The organism is Klebsiella sp. 28, assembly GCF_018223905.1.
GTDB lineage: Bacteria > Pseudomonadota > Gammaproteobacteria > Enterobacterales > Enterobacteriaceae > Klebsiella > Klebsiella pneumoniae.
This window is the reverse complement of sequence record NZ_JAGRQY010000318.1, coordinates 1-1545: the sequence shown is the minus strand read 5'-3', so window position 1 is coordinate 1545 and position 1545 is coordinate 1. Positions and strand designations below refer to the sequence as shown.

General features: G+C 57.7%; 4 protein-coding genes. 1 reads left to right on the top strand and 3 read right to left on the bottom strand.

Features of this window, described 5'->3' with window-relative positions; translation table 11 throughout:
• The 3 genes from KHQ28_RS28820 to KHQ28_RS28810 all read right to left on the bottom strand — a co-directional run.
• Positions 1–127: VOC family protein (locus KHQ28_RS28820; RefSeq protein ID WP_142354111.1), on the bottom strand; the 127-nt coding region annotated here is incomplete at its 3' end.
• 176 nt (positions 128–303) lie between these two features.
• The gene (locus tag KHQ28_RS28815; protein WP_023283696.1) at positions 304–615 is read right to left on the bottom strand and encodes a hypothetical protein; all 312 of its coding nucleotides are present in this window, start codon (positions 613–615) and stop codon (positions 304–306) included.
• 21 nt (positions 616–636) lie between these two features.
• Positions 637–900, bottom strand: a complete 264-nt coding sequence (locus tag KHQ28_RS28810; RefSeq protein ID WP_002904643.1) for a VF530 family DNA-binding protein — start codon at positions 898–900, stop codon at positions 637–639.
• A 282-nt stretch (positions 901–1182) separates the two neighbouring features.
• Here KHQ28_RS28810 and KHQ28_RS28805 point away from each other — a divergent pair.
• A partial coding sequence (locus KHQ28_RS28805) for a 2-oxoglutarate and iron-dependent oxygenase domain-containing protein (protein ID WP_211777809.1) occupies positions 1183–1545 on the top strand: 363 nt, incomplete at its 3' end.

The window sequence follows — 1545 nt, the reverse complement described above, 5'->3', positions numbered from 1 at the left end:
TACGGGTTCCCCACCCCGGATGCCGCCCTCCGGCCACCGCCCGCAGCTGCTGCCCGGCAAAGATTTCAATCGCCGCTTCCGGCTGATTCACAAACTGTACGGCGTGGTCCCACTGCAAGGTTGCCATGATCTCTCCCGCGATTGTGCCTGGTCAGGCGCCTGCGGCAAAAGATAGTGCTGGGGTGAAGGGAATGGCAAACAAGAATTAAATATATCGAAAGCTGGATAAGTGATTTATATCAACGCGGTATGTCGCATCTGACGGGCGATGAAACGGCGGGCAAAGAACCGCCCGCCACGGGGTCAGACCGACCCTTCTTTCTCAATCACCAGAATACGCGCCGCCCCCTGCGGGTGAGCGACATGCTCGCATCCCACCCCGGCGTAGAAGATATCGCCGGCGTTTAGCATGATGATCTGCTCCTCGCCGTCGACTTTCACATGCATCGCCACCTGACCATCCATCACGGCAAACACCTCCTGACCATCATTGATGTGCCAGATATAGGGTTGGTCGGTCCAGTGCAGACGCACGGTGGTGCCGGAAAAATTGGCAATATCCAGCGCGCCCCACGCGCGTTCGGCGGTGAAATCTTTACTGCTCCAGCTCTGCATGATGGTGTCCTGTGGTAAGGGTTATTTTTTCTGCCAGTTTGCCCAGGGGTCCGCTTTCTCCACCGGCGCGTCATCATCAAGGGAGGCGAGATACATAGCCTCCACCTCTTTGCGCGCCCACGGCGTCCGGCGGAGAAATTTGAGGCTGGACTTAATGCTGGGATCGCTTTTAAAGCAGTTAATGTTGACCTGGCGGGCCATTTCCGCCCAACCATAGCGCGCCACCAGGGCATTGAGCAGCGCTTCCAGCGTCACGCCGTGCAGGGGATCTTTCGAGCTGTGCATTACGATACGTCCGTTCCGCATTAAAAAGTGCGCTTACCTTACTGGCTCTCACCGACGGGCGCAACCGGCTTCATTACGCGCTTCGCGCCTATATCTATTTAACGCAAAAGCACTGAACCCCGCGCGGTCATAAATTAGAAAATAACGTTATTGGTTGCTTATTTGGCCTTGAGGCAAGCTGTGTTCAGCCCCGGACAGAGGAAATCACCATGCGCTGCTGTTGTGCCCGAACCCAGAACCTGAATCTACCCATAACTTATTACCCCGTTTTCGGAGAACACAATGAACGCGACCACCCTGCCGATTCTCGACCTGGCCCGCTACGCGGACCCCGCGGATAAAGCGGCCTTCCTGGCCGACCTGCGTCATGCCGCCCGCGACATCGGCTTCTTCTATTTGATCAACCACGGTGTCGACGACGCGCTTCAATATGAAGTTCAGCGCCAGTCCCAGCGCTTTTTTGCTCTCGATGAGGCGCAAAAACAGCAGGTGGCGATGATCCACTCCCCCCATTTTCGCGGCTATAACCGCGCGGCCTCAGAGCTGACGCGCGGCCAGCCTGACTGGCGAGCGCAGTTTGATATCGGCGCCGAACGTCCGGCGCTGACCCTCAGCGACGACGCCCCGCGCTGGCAGCGCCTGCAG

Excerpts from the sequence above, each read along its gene's own strand:
- KHQ28_RS28815 (WP_023283696.1), bottom strand. The coding sequence starts at position 615 with ATGCAGAGCTGGAGCAGTAAAGATTTCACCGCCGAACGCGCGTGGGGC.
- KHQ28_RS28810 (WP_002904643.1), bottom strand. The coding sequence starts at position 900 with ATGCACAGCTCGAAAGATCCCCTGCACGGCGTGACGCTGGAAGCGCTG.